This window comes from Variovorax paradoxus (assembly GCF_009498455.1).
GTDB classification, from domain to species: domain Bacteria; phylum Pseudomonadota; class Gammaproteobacteria; order Burkholderiales; family Burkholderiaceae_C; genus Variovorax; species Variovorax paradoxus_H.
Window position 1 is genome coordinate 925036 of the sequence record NZ_CP045644.1, and the last position, 19240, is coordinate 944275.

Annotated in this window: 12 protein-coding genes and 1 pseudogene; all 13 read right to left on the reverse strand. The window is 69.4% G+C overall.

Annotated features, from left to right (window positions below; translation table 11 throughout):
* Positions 1 to 25 precede the first annotated feature (25 nt).
* The 13 genes and pseudogenes from tssG to GFK26_RS04300 all read right to left on the reverse strand — a co-directional run bounded on the left by tssG (position 26) and on the right by GFK26_RS04300 (position 19237).
* Positions 26 to 1078, reverse strand: coding sequence for a type VI secretion system baseplate subunit TssG (gene tssG, locus GFK26_RS04240; protein ID WP_228121907.1), 1053 nt, complete (start codon positions 1076 to 1078; stop codon positions 26 to 28).
* A complete protein-coding gene (tssF, locus tag GFK26_RS04245) occupies positions 1075 to 2967 on the reverse strand; it encodes a type VI secretion system baseplate subunit TssF (protein ID WP_153280902.1) in 1893 nt (630 codons plus the stop codon). Before tssF ends, tssG begins: the two co-directional genes overlap by 4 nt.
* A 6-nt stretch (positions 2968 to 2973) precedes the next feature.
* On the reverse strand, positions 2974 to 3489 hold the full coding sequence (tssE, locus tag GFK26_RS04250; RefSeq protein WP_153280903.1) for a type VI secretion system baseplate subunit TssE: 516 nt from the start codon (positions 3487 to 3489) through the stop codon (positions 2974 to 2976).
* Positions 3482 to 4324, reverse strand: a complete 843-nt coding sequence (locus GFK26_RS04255) for a type VI secretion system accessory protein TagJ (RefSeq protein WP_153280904.1) — start codon at positions 4322 to 4324, stop codon at positions 3482 to 3484. The genes tssE and GFK26_RS04255 overlap by 8 nt, the downstream gene beginning before the upstream one ends.
* A gap of 28 nt (positions 4325 to 4352) precedes the next feature.
* On the reverse strand, positions 4353 to 4910 hold the full coding sequence (locus GFK26_RS04260) for a type VI secretion system tube protein Hcp (RefSeq protein WP_153280905.1): 558 nt from the start codon (positions 4908 to 4910) through the stop codon (positions 4353 to 4355).
* A 57-nt stretch (positions 4911 to 4967) separates the two neighbouring features.
* Positions 4968 to 6998, reverse strand: coding sequence for a caspase family protein (locus GFK26_RS04265; RefSeq protein WP_153280906.1), 2031 nt, complete (start codon positions 6996 to 6998; stop codon positions 4968 to 4970).
* 352 nt (positions 6999 to 7350) lie between these two features.
* Entirely contained in the window at positions 7351 to 8487 is a 1137-nt protein-coding gene (locus GFK26_RS04270) for a hypothetical protein (protein WP_153280907.1), read from the reverse strand.
* Between the two features lie 27 nt (positions 8488 to 8514).
* Entirely contained in the window at positions 8515 to 9183 is a 669-nt protein-coding gene (locus GFK26_RS04275; protein ID WP_228121908.1) for a hypothetical protein, read from the reverse strand.
* 111 nt (positions 9184 to 9294) lie between these two features.
* Positions 9295 to 10878, reverse strand: coding sequence for a murein transglycosylase A (locus tag GFK26_RS04280; protein ID WP_153280909.1), 1584 nt, complete (start codon positions 10876 to 10878; stop codon positions 9295 to 9297).
* A gap of 59 nt (positions 10879 to 10937) precedes the next feature.
* A pseudogene (locus GFK26_RS04285) lies at positions 10938 to 12861 on the reverse strand (protein kinase domain-containing protein).
* A 603-nt stretch (positions 12862 to 13464) separates the two neighbouring features.
* On the reverse strand, positions 13465 to 14289 hold the full coding sequence (gene tagF / locus GFK26_RS04290; protein ID WP_228121911.1) for a type VI secretion system-associated protein TagF: 825 nt from the start codon (positions 14287 to 14289) through the stop codon (positions 13465 to 13467).
* 2 nt (positions 14290 to 14291) lie between these two features.
* Positions 14292 to 17897, reverse strand: a complete 3606-nt coding sequence (gene tssM, locus GFK26_RS04295; protein WP_153280911.1) for a type VI secretion system membrane subunit TssM — start codon at positions 17895 to 17897, stop codon at positions 14292 to 14294.
* A complete protein-coding gene (locus tag GFK26_RS04300; protein ID WP_153280912.1) occupies positions 17894 to 19237 on the reverse strand; it encodes a DotU family type VI secretion system protein in 1344 nt (447 codons plus the stop codon). The genes tssM and GFK26_RS04300 overlap by 4 nt, the downstream gene beginning before the upstream one ends.
* Positions 19238 to 19240 lie beyond the last annotated feature (3 nt).

Here is a 19240-nt window from a genome sequence, read left to right on the forward strand (position 1 = left end):
CTCTTCTGAACGAATGAAGAGGGGTTTATTGAAAGGAGGCGGGCTGCGGCAGGCGCGCCCTCGACGGCTGACTGGCAATGCGCACGTCCGCCGCATCGCGCGTGCGCGGGCGTTCGCCGAGCCACGAGACCCAGCCCAGGCGCGGCGCGTTGCCCCGGGCCTGGCCCAGGCGCGTGGACGGCACCTGTGCTTTCTCGAGCACCAGCTCGGCGTCCCATTCGAGGGTGTCGCCGAGCAGCTGCTGCATCCAGCGCTGCAGCACGGGCTGCGCGTCGCCGATGGGAAGGAACATGCGGTACTGCGCGACCGTGAGCGGCCCCAGGTGCAGGCGCACGCGGTGCTGGCGGTCCCACGCGCGCGTGCCGAGCATCGCGCCCATGCCCATCGAGCGCGAGCTCTCGCCCTGCCCCAGCCGCGTGAGGTCGTCCGTCGGCAGGCGCATCCAGTGGCCGACCCAGCGCTCCAGCTTCACCGGCACGCCGAAATAACTGCACAGCACCGACTCCACGCTTTCCGCGTTGTGCACGCGGCGCGCGAGCCAGCCCGAAAAGTGCAGGCGCGCGTCGTCATGGATCTCGTCGCGGTCGATGCGCCCCGGCGTGCCGATGCCGATCAGCGCGCCGACCTGCAGGCGAAAGCGGTCTTCGCCCGGCCGGTCGAGTGCCACGGCCGGTCGCGACTGCGCCCACGCGCGGTAGAAATGCAGCGAGAAGCGGTGCGAGAAGGTGTCGAGAAAAGCCAGCCAGGTCGGATCGCCGTGGTTCAGGCTGCGCTCGCGGATGAAGTCGCTCAGGTGCACCGGCAGCGGGCCATTGGGGCCGATGTAGCCGAAGAAGTGCTGGCGCAGGCGCGGCGGCGAATAGGCGGTGGCCGGCTCGAAGCGGCTGAAGCTGGCGGGCGCGAACGAGAGCGACGGTTCCTGCCCCACGCGCACCGGCTCGGCGCTGGGCAGCAAGGCGCGGCCCCAACGCGGCGTGGTCTTGGCAACCGATTCGAGGCGCCGCATCACCGCGAAGTAATCGAAGTCCCACGGCTGCGCCGACCACCCGCGCAGCGCGTTGTCCACCCGCGTGCTCACAGAATCTGTCGTGTCCCGCACAGCGGCCTCCAGCGCATGGCTTCGCCCTTGCCCGCGACGCGCAGCACGGTCTCGACGAAGTGGTTCACCTCGACATGGCGCGCCAGAAACTGCGCGAGCACGGCGCCGAACAGGAAGGCGCTGTGGCCGTGGAAGGCGTCCTTGTCGACCTCGAGCGTCACTTCGAGCCCACGCCCGAAAGCGATCGGACCCGCGAGCGGCAGGCGCCGCGCGACGGACTTGCTCTTCACCGACAGCAGCCCGCGCACCTGGCCCTGGCGCATCTCGTCGGCATGCACGGCGTAGAGCATGAGCGTCTCGCGCAACGCGGCGGCGCCCTGCTCCGGCGTGCTGTCGGACAGCGACAGGTAGTTGAGCGCCAGGTGATCAACCACGCGCCAGCCCAGCCCCTGGCTCACCACCGGCGACACCGGCCGCGACGGCCCGCGCACCATGCGCACGCGCTGCACGGGAAAGGAATCGACGCAGTCGAAGTCGTTCTCGCGGCCCAGCGGCATCAACAGCGGCAGGTCGCGGTTGGTGCACAGCGCGGTCACGGCGAGCTGACGCAACGTGGCGGCATACGGCGCCTGCTGCGGGTCGACGATCTGCATGTAGACCTCGGAGCCGATGTGGCTGCTGCGGTGGCCTTCGGTGCGCTGGCGCACCGAGAGCATGCGCGGCTCGCGCGTGGTCGTGAAGTAGGCCGGGTGGCTGTTGCGGCTGCCGTGGAAGGCCGAGTAGAACGGCCGGAACGGCTGCTCGGCCACCGCGGCGTCGGCACCGGGCGCGCCATGGCCGATGACTTCGGTGACGGTGTGCACCTCGAAGTCCTGCGGCCGCGTGCGGTCGGGCACGAGGTGGAACTGGCTCACGCCTTCGGTCACGGGCACGCGGTCGAGCCGCTTGGTGAAGAGGTTGACGGCGGGCACGCAGTGCAGCTGCACGTTGTCGGCGCTCACCAGCTTCTCGAGCGCCGCATCGCCGCGCGAGAACAGCAGCACGATCTCGATGTCGGTCACCGGCATCGTCGCGAGCAGCGCCTGCAGCCCGCCGATGCGCACGAACTGGAAGCGCTGCGGAAACGCGAAGTACTCCTGCAGCAGCCGGAAGCCCGAGAAGCCCGTGGCCGTGACCGGCAGCAGGGCTTCGTCGTCCTCGAAGCCGACCGCGCCAATGGCACTGCCCGGCAGGCTGCGCGCGGTGCCCTGCAAGGCACCACTGGCCGTGAGCGGTCGCACCCACACGCCGATGGGCTGGCCCAGCGCGCATTCGTGCAGCTGCCAGGCCACGTCTTCCGCGCCGCCGAAGTGCAGCACCAGGTCGTCGAGCGCGATCTGGCTGAAGTCCAGACCCGCCGTGGCGCGCAACGCGATGCGCAGGCCGCCGCGGATGGCGCGCGATTGCGGGTGCGTGTTCAGCGGCAGGTCGGGCGCATAGGTGAAGTACTGGGCGCGCTGCACCTCGATCGGCCAGATGCGCAACGCGGCGGCGGTGCGGAACTCGCAGTGCGTGTTCTGCCCCACGGCCTGGCGCGCGCGCAGGCCGGCACCGCGCGGCAGCGTGGGGCCGGCCGCGAGGTTGGCGTCTTCCGGGTCGGGCACGAACGACACCACCGTCATGGCCGGCGTGGGCGCCAGGAAGTGCGGGTAGACGATATCGAGCAGATGGCCCGTGAAGCGCGGGTATTCGGCGTCGAGCTTCAGGCCCACGCGCGCCGAGAGAAAGGCCGTGGCCTCGATCAGCCGCTCCACATACGGGTCGGCGACTTCCTGGCCTTCGATGCCCAGGCGGTGCGCGATCTTCGGAAAAGCGCGCGCGAACTCGGCGGCGCTTTCGCGGAAGTAGCGCAGTTCCTGCTCGTACAGGCTCAGCAGCCGAGGGTCCATGTGGACTTACCTTGGGTTTTGCGCCATGTCCACGATCTCTATGCGGCCCTCTTCCAGATCGACGCGGCTTCGCATGAGGAACTCGAGCGGCACGGGCTGCGCCCACAGCATGCCGCGGATCTGCAGGCCGATGCTGTTGTGGGACTCCAGGGCCGGGCCTTCCATGACGAGTTCGACTTCGAGTGTGCGGGACAAAATGCGCGGCTCGAACTGCAGGATTGCGTTCTTCAAAGCCTGTTCCATGCTGACACGCTGCACCGACGAGGTGAACTGGCCAGACAGCATAGGCAATCCGTAGTTGATGACGGAGCGCGCGGCATTCGGGTGCTGCTTGTCGTCCATCGAAAGGCCGTGCCCCGTGGCATTGAAGAGCCAGCCGAGGTCGCGCAGCACGGCCTGGCGCAGCGCCTGCTTGGTGAGCGTGCGCTTGTCGTCGCCCTCACGCTTTTCGTCGGGCGCGTGGTCGACGAGGCGGTCGAGCAGCGAAGGCTGCAGCCGCTCCTGCGCGGTGAGCTCAGGCACTGCCGCTGCTTTCTTCGCCGCCCTCGGCCGTGTCGGCGGCGGCGGGCGTGAAGAGGATTTCGCGCACGTCCATCAGCGCGTACTCGCCGGCATCGCTGCCGAGCACACGCTGGCCGTAGCCGGCCCAGACCTCGGGGCGCAGCTCGCGCCACTCGGTCTTGCGCGCCAGCCGCAGCTCGCCGTCTTCCTGCGCCTCGGTGCCTTCGTAGCGCGTGGGAATGAGCGCCAGCGTTTCGCCGCCGTTCTCGAACTGCAGGTGCGCGGGCATCCAGACGCAGTCGCGCAGGTCTTCGGGCGGCTCGATCTTGATGTGCGCAAGCCGCGCGTAGGGAATCCAGTAGTACTTGCCGTTGACGAAGGCCTCGAGCACCGGGCCCAGGCGCATGTCGGCGTCGGCCAGCCATTCGAAGGGCACGCCGTCGATGGTGCCGGCGATGGCGGGGGCGCCGTCGAAGGCACGCTGGCGCAGGTCTTCGGCCAGCCCGCTCTCGCCGCGGCCTTGCCGCAGCAGCGATTCGATGAGCAGTGCCAGCCATTCATCGGGCTGGCCGAAGATCATCGGCGTGCGCGTGCCGGCGAACACATCGGCGCGCAGGCCTTCGCAGCGCACGGCCTCGCCGTAGACCTGCTTCATGGGAACGGCAAGCGCGTCGAGCTCGGCCGCGACGGTGAGCTGGTTGAGCGCGCGCTCCCACTGCCCGAGCACGCACAGCAACTGCGCCATGAAGACGCGGTGCTTGGCGTCGGAGGGCTTGGCGCGCACGTCGTCGCTCAGGGCCTTGAGGGCGGCGGCCGGGTCGGCGGCCTTGAGGAAGTCTGCGGCGGTCGTCGTCATGGCGTAGTGCTCCTGGAGGCGTTCAGATTCATGTACGGGTGAACTGGCATTCGCGCACCGCGCCGCGCACACCGCTGGTCTTCTGTGGGGCCGACTTGATCTTCACCGTGCGATAGCTGATGGAGACCAGCTCCGAGGGCACGCCCCAGTGGCCGCCGGAGTTGAGCACCAGCCGGCAGATGCGCGCGTTTTCCAGCGACATCTCGAAGGTCGCCTGCGCCTCGGGCGATTGCGGGTCGCCGCCGGCCTTGTAGGCGCTGATGACGACCTTCAGGTCTTTTTCCTGCGCGCGCAGCAGGCTGGCGAGCGTGGCCGTGGCCGCGTCGCTGCGGCGCGCGACGACCAGGTTGTTGGGCACGACCTGGTTCTGCGCGGACGACTCGGGCACCTGCACCGACCAGTAGTAGCCGCCGATGTTCAGGCGCGCCTTGCCGTCGTCGAAGACGCGTTCGAGTTCGCCCTCGACGGGCGAGCCCTTGCTCTCGATCATCATGACCAGGTCGGTCTCGGCCGAGCCGGTGCCGATCAGTTCGTAGAACTGCCGTGCGTCTTCGGGGCTCCAGGAGCCGTCTTCGAGAAATGCCATATCAACCTCCGGATTCGGACAAAGAAAACAACTGAACCGGCACCGCGCGCGCCCGCCTCATGGCCGCGCCCCACCGTCTGCCGTGCCGACGCTGCTGCTGCCGCTCCTGCGCAGCAAGGCCGCGAACACCTGGCGCTCGCCGCTGGCGGCCGGTGGCTGGCCGCCGCGCACGCGCACTTCCGACACATCGGCCTGCGCCGCGGTGGCCACGCCGAACAGGCGCGGCGCGCTGTGGGGCGCGGCCGGCACGGCCATGACGAGCAGGCGCGCCTCGCCGGCCGTGTCGAGCCAGGGCAGATCGAAACGCTTGACCGCCGGCTGCTCGGGCGTGCCGCGCTTGAAGCGGTTGGTTTCGCCGGCCCCGTCGGGGTACACCGCCTGCAGCGCGCCGCGCGCGTCGATGCCGGTGATGACGAGGTCGAGCGAACGGCCGCTGGTGTTGCGCACGTTCAGGCGCACACGCTCGCCCGTACGCAGTTCAGGCAATGCAGGCAGCACGCTCGCGGCCTCGGCGACCGGCACGCTGCGCAGCTGCCGGTCGGCGCTCCAGACTTCGAGCGCCGCATCGAAACCGTCGAGCTGGCCGCCCTTCGCATGGGCCTGCAACTGGGCCAGCCACTTGAGCTGCGCCAGGGCCTGGAGGCGGCGGCGCAGCGCGGCCACGTCGGGCACCACGACAGCCGAAGCGGCAGTGCCGAACACGGGCGCGAGCGCTTCGAGGCGATGGCCCGCGGGGCCGAGGTCGGTCCAGCGCACGTCGGCGCTCGCGGGGTCGTCGGCCATGCGGATCGCGGCCGGGTAGTCGAGGCTCAGGCCGGCGGGCAACGGCTTGTCGGCGCGCACGCGCAGTGCCGTCGCAGCCGGTTCGGTGACCGGCGTGACGCTCCAGAACGCGCTGCCCGGCAGGTCTTTCAACGCCGCGGGCACGGCGAGCCACGCGCCGCCGAGCTTGATCTGCGCGATGGCGGCCGGTGCGCGGCGCACGGTGCCGTCGTCGAGCGTCGCGAGCACGCGCACCTCCTGTTGCGCTGTCAGGCCGTCGAGCAGGCCGGCCTTGACGGCCAGGCTGTCGCCGCTGCGCTGCGCGCTCCACACAGGCCGCGTGGACGCGGGCGCGCCGCTGTTGGCAAACAGCGGCGCATCGAGGTTGCCCTCGGCCACGGGCGACGGCAGCTCGCGCGTGGGAAAGCGCTGCGCGAGCTCGTCGATGACCGGCGGGTACAGCGCGAGCACGCCGTCGAACAGGTCGCGCCAGGTGGCGGGCTTGCGCGCCAGCGACTCGACCAAGGCCCAGGTCAAGAGGCCCTGCGGCCGGGCGCTGCGCGCCTTGCGCGGCAGGCGCAGCTCGGGCGTGATCTGGTGGCTTTCGGATGCGAACAGCGCCACGTAGCGGGCGCGCGGTACGGCATCGTTCACTACCGGCGGAGACAGGGACCGTGCGGTCGATGCACCACTCGTGAGCTGCGTCGTGCGCAGGCCGCGCCATCGCACCTCGTCATCGGCCGGGCCTTCGGCGGTCGCGGGCGCATCGCCGGTGCCGCGTGTCATGGAGTTGGCGGAGCAGGTGTCGAACACCGAGGCGACAAACACGTTCTTCGCGAGGAAGGCCTGGATCCAGGCGTCGAAGTCGACATCGCGCAGGTCGCCGCTGAGTGCGGCATCGGTGCCGAGCGTGCCGCGCACGTCGCGCGCGAGGAAGTTCTCGGACAGGCCGTCGGGCTCCTGGTAGCGCTTGGCCACGTCGCGCAGGCGCGTGCCGTGGCCGGAGAAATACAGCAGCACGAAATCGCCGCTGGCCGACCGGGCGAGCAGCCGCGCCAGCGCCTCGTGGATGGCCTGTGATTCGGGCAGCGCGGCGCCGGGCACGCCGTCGGCGAGCACGGCGATGTCGGGCGCGGTGAAGCCCTGCTTCAGCAGGGCATCGCGCATGAGCATCACGTCGTTGCGCGGTGCCTGCAGCCACAGGGTTTGCGGCTGGTTGACGAGTTCGGAGACGCCGACGAGCAGGGCGCGCTGTGCGGCGAAGGCGGTGCTGGTGCAGACGAGCAGCGCCAGCATCCACAGCACCTGCAAACCGAGCACCCGCATCGCTCCTTCCCCCGCTGGGGGAAGGCTGGGATGGGGGCAGGCAGAGCGCCCGACGGATGCGCCGCTTGCCCCACCCTGCCCTCCCCAGAGGGAGGGATGCACCCGCATCGCCCCTTCCCCGCTGGGGAAGGCTGGGATGGGGGCAGGCAGAGCGCCCGACGGATGCGCCGCTTGCCCCCACCCCTGCCCTCCCCGGAAGGGGAGGGAGAAAGGCAGCGGATGCACCCGCATCGCTCCTTCCCCGTTGGGGAAGGCTGGGATGGGGCGGGCAGAGCGCGCGATGGATGCGCCGCTTGCCCCACCCTGCCCTCCCCAGCGGGGAGGGAGAAAGACGGGGGGCGCGCGGCGCGTGTCATCGCTGCTCCGAAGCCGGCCCAGCCGATGCGACCAAGGGCGACGACGCGAGCACCGACAGCCCACCCACCGGATCGGCCACGCGCAGCCGCCAGACACCGTTCGCATCCGGCCCGCCGACCACCTCGGCCGACATCGTGCGCAACAAGCGGTCGGCTTCATCGATCCGCACGCCGTCTTTCCAGCGCACGACCAGATTCGCCTGCGCCGCAACCGGCGCCACAGGCACCGAGCGAAAACGCACCTCGTCGTCTTCCGCCGTACCGCGCCCGCTGATGAGCCCCACGTTCTGGATCACCGCGAACAGCGCCACCGCCGCAAACGCCGGACGCGCCCAGCCTTCGGCGCCGAACCAACGTCGGATGCTTCCCCACCAGCCGTCTTCGGGCCGCGGCAACGGCCGGGCGGGCGATGGCGACGGTGCGGCGGGCGTTTCTTCCTGCGGTTGCGCCGGCGCACGACCGAGTTGCAAACCCGCATCGCGGTACAGCGCCTGGTAATCGACACGCGGGTCTTGCGGCCCGAGCGGCGTGCCCGACAGCACCGAGAACGCACCGCCCACGGCACGCAACGCAATGCGCCCAGGCTCCGGTGCAATGGCCGACGCCGCGTGCGCGGCCCATTCATCATGCACCGCGCGGATCGCGGCGAGCCGCGTGGCCGACACCTCGCCGAGCACGCGCGCGGCCAGATGCGGGCTGGGTTCGAGCGTGAGCACGTTCCACGCCTGGACCACGCCGAACATCGGCTCGAAGGGCTCGTCGTCGGGCTCCAGCAACACGTCGAAGTCCGAAGCCCAGTCGGGCTCGCCGGCGGCCATCCAGCCCTGCCAGAGGTCGCCATGGATGCAGCGGTCGAGCAGCACGCCGAGCAGGCGCCCGTCGTGCACCACGCTCACAAGGCGGCCCGGCGCCCAGCGCGCAGTGAAGGCGCGCCGGGCGACAGCCTCGCGGCGCCGGGCCAATTCGGTCAAGGGGAGCAGCAGATCCGACACGACGGGCGTGCCCGCGCCTGCGCTGCTGCTGCTGTGCGGCATCGCGACGGTGGCAACGCCGGGTGGCGCGTCTCCCGGCGGTGCGCCGGTTTCGAACGCATGGCGGATCACGCTGAGCGGGGGCCAGAGGTCGGTGGTCATGGCGTCTGTTCCTGAATGGCTATGTCTTCAGACATAAGACGCTTCAGCCCCGAGGATTTTGAAAACCTGCAGGATCGCCGCCATGTTGTCCGCCTCGATGGCGATGCCCAGGGTCTGGCCGATCCAGCTGCCGATGCGGGTCTGCGCATAGCCGGCGCCCAGCCCTTCACGCTTGTGCACGAGGCCCAGCCGCCCGGCGCGGTAGTGGTACGAGGCAATGGCGTGGCGCGAGGCGATGCCCGACAGCCCGCCCTCGGCCTCCTGCCCGAAGCCCTCGCACAGCAGGATGCGCTCGGGCTCGGGCAGCCCGGCAATGAAGGCGCGCGCCGCCAGCTGCACGGCCTGTGCGCTGAGGCCGTGCTCGGCCAGGCAACCGTCGAGGTCTTCGCCCGGGCCGAGTTCGTCTTCGAGCTGGGCCTCGGTGATCTGGTCGCCGATGGAGACCTTGCGGCGGAACGCGCTGGCGCGCGTGCAGTCGATGAGGTAGCGGCGAAAGTACGCGCACAGCGCGAAGGCGGTCGACGGTGCGCTGTGGCCGGCGCGCTCTTCCGATTCATCAGGGTCGGCATCGAGCCGCAGCACCTTCACGTAGATGAACTGCGCCACCAGCTCCTGCCGCCCCTCGCCCAGCACCTGCAGCTCGGGCGGGTTGCAGGCCACGAGCGCATCGCCCACGATGCGGTACATGGTGCCCATGTCGTTCGAGGACAGCGTCTGCCGGCGCCGCCAGAGGCGGACGAGTTCAGAGCTCTCTGCGGACGAAAGGGTTTCCTGCATGAAGGGCCAAGGGGTTCGAAAAAAGTGAGGTCAGTCGTCGACGCAGACGCCCTCGGTCGGCACCAGGCACTGCGGCAGGTTGGCGCCGACCGGGCCGCCGCGCGTGCGGATCGCACCCGACACCGCCGCCTGCGCCACGGCAAGGCCACGCGGCAGAAGAATCCACAGCTGCCCGCGCTCCTTCATGCGGCGCGCGTTGGTCGCAGCCTGCTGGCCGTTGCCGAAGAAGTAGTCGGCCCGCACCGCGCCGCGGATCGCGCCGCCGGTGTCCTGCGCGATGGTCAGGCGCTGCATGGGCGCGCCGCTGCCAGGCGTGCGTGTCGACACGAACACCGGGTAGCCCAGCGGCGTGCTGCGCGGATCGACCGCGATCGAGCGACCGGCCGACAGCGGCACGCCGAAGGCGCCCACCGGACCGCCCGCGGGCGAGGTCGATTCCTTGAAGAACACGTAGCTCGGGTCCTTGATGCCGGAGCCGGCCACCGCGCCCGCCGTGCGACGGCCCGGCACCACCACCGCGCCGCTGGCCGTGGGCCGTGCCAGCGTGAAGCCGCGCGTGCGGATCACGCTGCTGTCGACGGCGCCCGTGTCTTCGTCGTCGCCGTCGTCCAGCGTCAGCTCGAGCGAATCGCCGCGCACCTTCACGGCGCTGCGCGGCTTGCCATTGGCGGCCTGCGCGATGGTCGGGCGGAAGGGCTGGCCGTTCTGCTCGGCGTACGCCACGCGCACGACTTCGCCGCTGGGCAGCTTGATGCGGCCCGAGCCCTGGATCTGCATCTCGTACAGCGCCGTGGCGCTGCTCACGAAGGCCAGCACCTTGGCGTTGGGCGCGCCCTTGGTCTCGATCTCTTCGCGCGTGTAGTACGGCAGCAGGCGCTTGCCGTCGATGCGCAGGCGCACCTTGCGGTCGAGCGTGTCGCGGGTGATGGCCGAGAGGTCGAGCGCATAGAGGCCGGGCGCGCCCATGTCGCGCGTGCTGAGGCCGCTTTGCACGATCACGTTGCGGCCCTCGACCTTGGCGGCCACCGTGCCGCTGCCGGCCGGGAGCTTGCGTGCATCGACGAACAGCATGTCCTCGGGCTGGCCGTACACCGGGTAGATGAACGGCGCAACGTAGGTGCGGCTGCCCGCGATCTCGGGCTCGAAATAACCGGTGACCACGCCGTCGGGCTTGCGGTCGTCGTCGCGGATCTGGTAGGCCGAGAACTCGCGCTCGAAGAAGCCGCGGATCGCCTGCGTGCTCTTGCCGTCGACCTTCAGCGCGCGGTCGCACACGTCCTTCCACTCGGCGCCGCGGCCGTTGAGCACCCTGCAGCTGCCCAGAAACGCCGGCCAGCTTTCCGAGAAGTCGTCGCGCGCCCAGCCCGGCACGGCGTCGAAGCCGACCGAGGTGTAGGTGGCGAGCTGGGTCGAGAAGGTCCGCGCCTGCCCGGCCACGCTGCCGCCCGTGGGACGGGGTGCGGCAGGTGCCGTGTCGGTCGCGGTGGTCGTGGGAGCGGCGCTGCTCGCGGCGGGCGGCGGCGTGTTGGCGCAAGCGGCCAGCAGCGCCAGCGCGACCACGGCGGCCGTGCGGCAGAGGGGGAGCGCAAAGTGCGGCGACGGTGACGTGTGCATGAGAGTCTCCTGGTCGTGTCGTGGAATGGGGCCGAAAGCGGCCGACGCTCTACAGACGATTACTTCTCGACGATTTTGAAATTCGCGACGCCATAGACGTCGTTGCACGGCGTGGCGCCCGGCGCGCAGACCGGCTTGCCCAGCAACGGCGACGGCCCGGTGCCGCGTGTGGCCTCGAGTGCCGAGAGCACCGGCAGCGGGAACTGCGGGAACACGCCTTCGTTCTGCACGCCCGAGGCGCCGAAGTCGCGCTCGTGCTCGCTCACGAGCACCGCGAACTGGTTGGTGCCGGCCGGCCCGCCGGCGTCCATCGGCCAGGAGGCGCGCGGCAGCGCGAGCGCGGCGTTGGCGGTGATCTTGTTGTACTTGTCGAGCAGGTTCGGGAACAGCAGGAACATCTCGCCGCCGCTGGACAGCAGGAACACGTAGACGAAACCGTCGCGCTTGCTGCGCACCTCGAAGGCCAGCTTGTCCTTGCCGATGGCGACCTCGGCCTTCTTCGGCGTGGCCGTGACTTCGAAGCCCGGGGCGGCGCCGGTCGCCAGGGATTGCAGCGATTCAACGGGGTGCGTGGCTTCGGGGCGGTGGAGGTGGAGGCGGTGGTGGGGCCTCGGCGACCTGGGTGGAGGTGTCGGGCGGTGGTGCGGGTGTGGCGGTTTGCGCCGTCTTGCCCGCATCGCCTTCGCCGCCCGAGCGGCCGAGGAACCACCAACCGCCGCCCGCTGCAACGACCAGCACGGCGGCGGCGACTGCGCCGAGGACGGCTTTGTTGCTGCCGCCGCTCTTGCTCGTAGAGACAGATGCCTTCGCGGCGATGGGCTTCGGCATGTGGGCCGTGCCGATCACGGTGGGTGCATCGGCACCCGACTGACTGCTTCGTGCACCCGACGGTGGCAAGGTGCGCGGCGTGGGCGCGATGCTGTGACCGACCTCGAGGCCCAATGCCGCGCGCAACTCGGCCATCGACTGGGGTCGCGCTTCGGGCCGCACGCCCAGGCCCGCATCGATGGCTGCGAGCAGCCGGTCGCTGTAGCGCTGGCGCAGGATGTCGTTGCCCGCGAGCGGCACGTAGCTGTCGGACAGCAGCCGCGCCACCGACGGCGGCGGCGCACGGCCGCACACGGCCACGTGCATCACGGCGGCGAGTGCGTAGACGTCGGTCCACGCACCTTGCGACATGTCGGGCATCTCGGCGTACTGCTCGATGGGGGCGTAGCCGGGCTTGAGGATGACGGTGATCGCCTGCGTCTTGTCGGTGATCACGCGGCGCGCGGCGCCGAAATCGAGCACCACGGGGCGGCCGGAGCCTTCGAGCAGGATGATGTTGTCGGGGGCGATGTCGCGGTGGTAGCAGTTGGCGCTGTGCATCACGGCGAGGGCCTGCGTGACGCCGTCCATGATGCGGGTGAGCCAGGCTTCGTCGACGCCTGCCGGGATCGCTACGAGTGCCTCTCGCAAGGTGTCGCCCTTGTAGAAGGGCATGACCATGTAGGTGGTGCCCTTTTCTTGCCAGAAGCGGTAGACCTTGAGGAGGGACGGGTGGTCGAACTGGGCGAGGAGGCGGGCTTCGTTGATGAAGCTGCGCATGCCCAGGTCGAAGGTTTCTCTGTGTCTTTCTGAGAGGGGGACTACGGTGCCGTCTTGCTGTCTTGTGGATAGCGAGGTTGGGAGGTATTCCTTGATGGCTACTACGCGCTCTAGCGTGTGGTCCCAGGCTTCGTAGACGACGCCGAAGCCGCCTTGGCCGACTACTCGGGTGACTTCGAATTCGGCGAGGCGGCTGCCTACGGGGAGGAGGCCTGCGTCGTGGGTTGCGGTTGCTGGGCTGGTGACTGGGGTGCCTGAGGCTGTGGTGAAGCCGCCGGCAGTGATGACTGTGGCGCCTGTGTCGGTGCTTGCGTTGTCACTGTTGCCCGTGAGGGGCACGGGGCGGGAGACGACTCGGGTGCGGTCGTCTTCCGGGGGAAGGGCGTTGTCGGTCATTGACCTGCTCCTGCTAGGTGAACGCCGTTTTGGGTTTGCTTTCCGAGGCCGGGTCTCGCCCCGGCGGGCGACCTACTTTTCTTTGCTTCGCCAAAGAAACGTAGGCAAAAGAAAGGCGACCCTGCTGTCTGCGTCCCTGCGCTTCGCTGCGGGCAACCTGCGGTGCTCACGTTTCGCGGGGTCTCGCCCAAACTCGCTTCGCTCAAACAAGGGCGAGCCCTGATCCGCGAAACGCTGCGCTCCTCGGCGCATACAGAAGGGCTTTGGGGTCCAGCAGGCCTTCGCTTCGCTCGGCCAGCCCACGGGCCTTCGCTTCGCTCGGCGGGGATGGGCGCCTCTGGGCTTGAAGACACGCCGGGCTTCGCTTCGCCGTTTGACTGGCACCCTCTCCCTCTGGGAGAGGGTTGGGGTGAGGGCCGACGGCACGGAAACATCGCCTGGCCCGCACAAAGGCCGATGCCCTCACCCCCGCCCTCTCCCCAAGGAGAGAGGGAGCAAGTCCCGCCGAGCGCAGCGAAGGCCCGATCCCAAGCCGAGCGAAGCGACGGCCCGTCCGGTGTCCAAACCCCTCTGGCTGCGCCGAGGAGCGCAGCGTTTCGCGGATCAGGGCTCGCAGCTGTTTGAGCGAAGCGAGTTCTGCGAGACCCCGCGAAACGCGAGCACCGCAGGTTGCCCGCAGCGAAGCGAAGGGTCGCAGACAGTGGGGTCGCCTTTTCTTTGCTTACTTTCTTTTGGCGAAGCAAAAGAAAGTAAGTCGCCCGCCGGGGCGAGACCCGGCCTCGGAAAGCAAAAGAAAGCACCGCCCTCATTCCCCAGAAACAGCGCATCGAACTGCACATCCCGAGGCAACCCCGTAGCCAACATCCGAACCCCACCCTCCAAGCCTGGCGTCTCCATCCAAAGCGAGGCCCCCGCCAGTGGCAACTCCAGCGACCGGTCATCAGCGGAAGGCTCATCAGCAGCACCAACAAACAGCCGCCCCAGCGCCGCATCAAACCGCAACGCATCCAGATCACTCTCAAGCCCTTCAAGCACAGCCAGCGTCCCCAACGCCCACCACCGCAACGCAGCAGCAAGCGCCTCCCCACTCAAAACACCAGAAGCAACGCCCTCATCCAACTCAACCGCAAGAGTGAACGGAAAGTACCGCCCCACCCCATCCACCGAAGGCATCAACACCCCATCCACGCCCGTTCCCCACCACCTGCGCCCCAGCGCAAAGCACCACACCGGCGCTTCCAGGTAGTGAGCAGTCCAATCCGCATGCCGATCCTTCAGGCGAGCCAACCCGCGCTGCAACCACGGGTCCCACACCGAGCGAAACGCCTCCGGCAACCGCCGATGCGCAAAGTCCCCCATCCCCGGCAACTTCCCGAACCAGCCAGGAAGTTCGTCAGAAACGAAGAGAGAAGAGGAAGAAGAGGCCAAGCTCACAACCCCTCCGGACAAGAAAACTCCCGCAACTCCTTCAACCGAATCGGATGCTGCACGCTGTTCGTCGTCACCTCGAACCGCGTCTTCCGCGCCCCCACCTGGAAGGTGATGAAGAACTTCTCCGGCGCGTCACCCGCTTCAAGTTGCCCATCGTCCAGCGTGCGAAACAAAGCCCAAGGCCCATCCATCGCCGACCCCGAACTCCCGGTGGTCGACGGCGGACTCACCTGAACGCGCACCTGGTTGCTCCCCTTCGGCCCCGGCCACTGCACCGCCATCGGCACCACCGGCCCGTGCGCGTACTTCACGAGCTGCCCGTCCACGTCGAGGATGAACTGCGTGATGCCCGCGTCCATCTCCACCGGCTTGAAGTCCAGCCGCATCGACGGCCCGCGCCCACCGCCGCGGAAGAAGATGTCCTTGATGCGCGCCGCGCGCTCGAACTGCGCCAGCGCCTGCGTGGTGATGGCGCCGCGCTCGGCCACGGGCTTGTAGCGCCACGGCCGGGTGCTGGTGTCGACCAGCGCGGCCAGGCGCTTCTGGAAGAAGTCGTCCATCAGGCCGCCGGCGCCGAACATCTGGCCGAAGTCTTCGGGCAGCACGTCGCGCTTGCTGCTTTGCACGAACGGGTAGCGGCCCGCGATGGCGCGGCTGCAGAACTCGGTCACGGGGCGCAGGTCCTGGCTCAGGTTGCCGCGCTCGGCCACCTGCGCCTGCGCGGCGCCGGTCTGGCTCAGGTTCTCGATCATGCTGCGCACCGGCTCGGGCAGACGGCCCGCGTCCGACTTGAGCTTGCCGGCCACGTCGCCGGGCGGCGGTGAGGTGCGGCCCTTCACGGCCGTGTCGACGGCGTTGAGGTACACGTAGACCTCGTTGAAGAGCTTGAGCGCATCGTCGATCGGCGCGGGCTGGTTCGGGCCGCCCGCGGTGACGAGGCGGCGCAGCGATTCGAAGCGATCGTCCACGATGCTCTCGATGCGCTTGCCCGGCGCCACCTGCTTGCCGGGGTCGCTGCCGAACAGATCTTCCAGACCCTTGCGCGTGTTGCGCACGGTCTCGGAGGCCTTGCTGACCACGTCCTTGTTGGCATCGGCCGCGGGGATCAGCGTGGTCTGCTTGACCACCGCACGCAAGAAGTTCGCGAGCGGTGAATCGACACCGGACAGGATGCGGGCGGTCTCGATGTTCTTCTCCAGGCCGCTGACGCGGATCAACCGCACATCGGCCAAGAGTGCTTCCCACTGCTTGACGTACTCCTCGAGGTAGAGACGCCGCACGCGGTCGGTGAGCGCGCCGAGCGCTGCGGCATCGCGCAAACGCTCGCTGGCGTTGCGGTCCTGCCCGAGCACCCACGGGTCCTCGGCGGCCAGCAGGCCGGTGAGCACCACGACCTCGTTCTGGAAGCGCTTGTGGTACCCGTCGTAGGTGAACATGCCCGGCACGCCTTCGCTCAGCGGCTTGCCGCTGATGCGCTCGAACACCAGCGGGCCCGACGGACCGGTGGCCTGCGCCACGCTGAAGCCCGGGATGTCCTTGGTGGCGCGCTGGCGCTTCAAGCGGCTGAACACGCGCTGCTCCAGCGGGTAGCTCGCGAGCACAGCGCGCACGCTGCGCACCAGGTTCTCGTCCATCTTCAGCGGCGAGCGCGGTGGGCCTTGGGCGATGAGCACGTCGAGCTGGTCTTCGAGTGCCTTGCGCTGGTCTTCGGGAATGCCGCGGTCGAGGTTGCGCGCCCAGTCGAGCGTGATCCAGGCCTTCAGCGCCTCGGGGTCGAATCGCTCGGGCTGGTAGAGCATCAGATAGCTCTTGAGCGCCTCGTAGGTGAACTCGAGGTTGTCCTTCTGCGCGGTGCGCAGCTGGTCTTCGATGCGCTTGGCGATCTGCGGCAGGAAGGCGTCGTTGAGCGCGCGCTGGTGCGTGAGCATGGCGGCGGCGTCGAGCTTGTCGCCCTGGTACAGGCCCAGCGTCATCGACAGCGGCTCGTCGCCCAGGCGGTTGTCGGGCGTCTTCCAGATGTCGCGCAGGCCCTGCAGCACGGGCGCGACCTCGACCAGGTTCTGCACGCGCGTCGGCAGCGCCGCCAGCGTCTTCTGCGCGGGCTCGACGCGCGCCTCGACCGACTTCAGGTAGTTGTGGTTCTGCCAGGTGCTGTAGCCCCAGGCCGCGAGCAGACCGACCGTGACCAGCGTCATCGCGGCCACGCCCGCCAGGCGCAGGGTGTTGCGGCGGCGCTCCAGCTTCACGTCGGCGCCCGCGAGACGCTGCTCGGGGAACACCACCTCGCGCAGCAGCGCGGTGAGGAAGTAGCTGCGCCCGCTCGACTTCTGCGGCGCGAGCATGGCGCGCTCGATGCCGAAGCTGCGCGCCAGGCTGCCCATCACGCGGTCGATCGGGCTGCCCTCTTGCGTGCCGCTGGTGAAGTACACGCCGCGCACCCATGGCGGTTGCGCAAAGCGCGAGCCGGTGAACACCTGTTCGAGCAAGTCGGACAGCAGCGGGCCGACCGACCCGAACTGCGCCGGAAAGCCGAAGATCGCCGCACGGCGCGTGCCGTCGGTCTCACGCTGCATGCGCGCGATGAGGCCGTCGTTGATGCGGTTGTGCAGCAGTCCGAACTCGCGGTGGAACGCGGCCGACAGACCCTTCTCTTCAAGCTGCACGTTCTCGTCCGCCGGCAGCGTGAAGCCGAAGACCTGCGCGCGTTGCTCCTTGCCGAGGTCGTCGAAGTAATCGGTGAAGCCGTAGAGCAGGTCGCTCTTGGTGACGAGCACGTACACCGGCAGTCGCGTGGTGAGCTTGCCGTCGAGCTCGAGCAGCCGCGCGCGGATCGACGCCGCGAGCTGCGTGCGCGCCTCGGGGCCCTGGCTCAGCAGATCGCCCACGCTCACGGTGAGGAACACGCCGTTCAACGGCCGACGCGGACGCGCCTTCTTCAGCAGGCCCAGGAAGCCTTCCCATGCACTCTTGTCTTCCGACTGGTGGCTGTCCTGCGTGGTGTAGCGCCCGGCCGTGTCGATGAGCACGGCCTCGTCGGTGAACCACCAGTCGCAGTTGCGCGTGCCGCCCACGCCGCGGATGGCGCCGGGGCCGAACTTCTCGGCCAGTGGAAAGCTCAGGCCCGAGTTGACGAGCGCCGTGGTCTTGCCCGCGCCCGGTGCGCCGATGAAGACGTACCACGGCAGGTCGTACAGATAACTGCCGCCCGAGATCGACAGCCAGTCGCGCCAGCCCGGCTTCTTGCCGGCGGCGTGCAGGCGCATCTGCTTGAGCGTGGCGACGGCTTCGCTGAAGCGCGTGTCGAGGATCTTCTGTTCGCCGTCGACCGGTGCACCGGTCTTGGCGGCGGCCGGCGCCTTCATGAGGCCGTCGGTCAGGTGCTGGCTGGCACGGCGTGCGCGCCAGCGACGGTACAGCGCGCGCAGCACCACGATGAGCACGATGACGCCGATGACGATGGCGCGCGTCATCTCGCCTTCGAGCGGCGCGAGCGAGCCGATCTTCACCAGCGGGCCGATCCACCAGATCAGCAGCGCGACGACGATGAGCGCGAGCAGCGTCAGCAGCAGCGGGCTGAACAGGAAGCCGAAGATTTTCTTGATCATTTCGTTGCTCCTGGAACGGGAGCAGCAGCGGCCACGCGCTCGGGTTCGGTCAGCAGCACGATGTCGACGCGGCGGTTGCGCGCGCGGTTGGCCGGCGTGTCGTTGGCCACCACGGGCTCGGCGTCGGCCTTGCCGTCGGAGCGCATGCGCGCGGGCTCGACCAGCGTCGTGAGCGCACCTTTCACTGCATCGGCGCGCGCGGCCGAGAGGTGCCAGTTCGACGGATAGCGCAGCGAGCGGATCGGCTGGTTGTCGGAGTGGCCGGTGATGAGCACCTCGCCCTTCACCTCGGCCAGCGCCTGGCCGATGCGGCGCAGCACCGGCAGCGACGCGGCCATCGGCTCGGCGCTGCCCGAACCGAAGAACGAGTCGCCGCGCAGGCGCACCACGCTGCGGTCGGCTTCGTCGGTCACCGTCACCAGACCCTGTTTGATCTCGGGCTCGAGAAAGCGCGCGAGCCGCGGCGACTTGGCCGGTGCGGCGGGCGGTGCGATCTGGATGTTGGGCACGCGCAGGCTCGACACCGCCGCGTAGGTGGTGTCGGAGCGGTGGTTGAGCGTGAGCCGCAGGCCGAACCACGCGAGCGCCAGCAGCAGCGCAAAGCCGGCCGCGAACACCCACAGCGGCAGCGACTCGCGCAGCCGCACCGTGCCCGCGCCCTGCCCACGCCAGTGCGGCGACAGCTCGGGCTCGACAGCCGGACGGTCCTTGGCGATCAGGTCGGCCAGGCGCTGGCGCACCGAGTCGAGCTGCGCGCGACCGTTGTCGACCACGCGGTAGCGGCCCTCGAAGCCGAGCGCGAGCACGCTGTAGATCAGCTCGAGCAGCTGGCGGTGCGTGGGCACATCTTGTGCGAGCTTGGCGAGCAGCTGGAACACCTTTTCGCCGCCCCAGGTCTCGTTGTGGAACTGCACCAGCAAGCTCTGCTTGTTCCATCCGGCCTGCACGCCCCAGGGCGTGTTGGCGACGGCCTCGTCGAGCGCCGTGCACAGCACGTAGCGTGCGGCCAGCACCGACTCGTTGCCCACGCCCGCACGGCGCGCCGCGGCATCGAACTGGTTCACCGCATCGGCGGTGGACGCGCGCAGCGCCGGCACGTTGGGCGGCTGCGCGAGGTTGCGCAGCTTGCCGATCAGCACCAGCAGCTTGCCCGCGGCCGAGACCAGCGGATTGAGCAGGCCGATCTCGCCCACTTCGGCCACGGGCGTCGGATCGGCACCGCCGAAGAACGGCGCGGGAGCCGCAGCAGCCGGCGGTGCGCCGCCCGGCGTGCGCGGCTTGGGCTTGATGACCGTGCGCTCGGACTCGAAGGCGGCAAAGGGGTCGGGAGGGGTGCTCATGGT

What these genes read in the sequence shown, in the direction of transcription:
- tssF (WP_153280902.1), bottom strand. Translation starts at nt 2,967, where the DNA reads ATGGACCCTCGGCTGCTGAGCCTGTACGAGCAGGAACTGCGCTACTTC.
- GFK26_RS04255 (WP_153280904.1), bottom strand. Translation starts at nt 4,324, where the DNA reads ATGACGACGACCGCCGCAGACTTCCTCAAGGCCGCCGACCCGGCCGCC.
- GFK26_RS04260 (WP_153280905.1), bottom strand. Translation starts at nt 4,910, where the DNA reads ATGGCATTTCTCGAAGACGGCTCCTGGAGCCCCGAAGACGCACGGCAG.
- GFK26_RS04265 (WP_153280906.1), bottom strand. Translation starts at nt 6,998, where the DNA reads ATGCGGGTGCTCGGTTTGCAGGTGCTGTGGATGCTGGCGCTGCTCGTC.
- GFK26_RS04270 (WP_153280907.1), bottom strand. Translation starts at nt 8,487, where the DNA reads ATGACCACCGACCTCTGGCCCCCGCTCAGCGTGATCCGCCATGCGTTC.
- GFK26_RS04275 (WP_228121908.1), bottom strand. Translation starts at nt 9,183, where the DNA reads ATGGGCACCATGTACCGCATCGTGGGCGATGCGCTCGTGGCCTGCAAC.
- GFK26_RS04280 (WP_153280909.1), bottom strand. Translation starts at nt 10,878, where the DNA reads ATGCACACGTCACCGTCGCCGCACTTTGCGCTCCCCCTCTGCCGCACG.
- tssM (WP_153280911.1), bottom strand. Translation starts at nt 17,897, where the DNA reads ATGATCAAGAAAATCTTCGGCTTCCTGTTCAGCCCGCTGCTGCTGACG.
- GFK26_RS04300 (WP_153280912.1), bottom strand. Translation starts at nt 19,237, where the DNA reads ATGAGCACCCCTCCCGACCCCTTTGCCGCCTTCGAGTCCGAGCGCACG.